At 27.7% G+C, this 394-nt stretch carries 1 pseudogene; it reads left to right on the forward strand.

Going from position 1 to position 394, the window contains the following annotated elements:
* Positions 1-394, forward strand: a pseudogene (locus ACF91D_RS32235) (hypothetical protein); the annotation flags it as partial.

Below are 394 nucleotides of genomic sequence, written 5' to 3' on the forward strand. Positions count from 1 at the left end.
TTATCAAAGATAATAAAGCCAGCATTAACAAATTTTGATATTAACCGTTCAGATTTGATATCTTCCTCCAACAAAATAACAGAAGAAATTGAACAATTTCTGTTAAATTCAGATTTAGTTATCGTTGATTTAAGTAGCCATAATCCTAATGTTTTTTATGAATTAGGATTTAGACATGCATTACAAAGACCTACTATCATAATGATAAAGAGTGACGAGAAAATCCCATTTGATTTAAGTACTCATAGAACAATACACTACAGTGACAAACATTTAGACGTGCAGTCAGCAATACAACAAATAAAAGATACTGTTTCAACTTTTAGTGAAAGTGATTTTAATTTTTCAAAATCTGAAGTTAATGCAAATAATACGGAATTAGGTAGTATTAATA

The sequence above is a fragment of the Staphylococcus sp. 231237_7MaSpsaltlick genome (assembly GCF_043107035.1).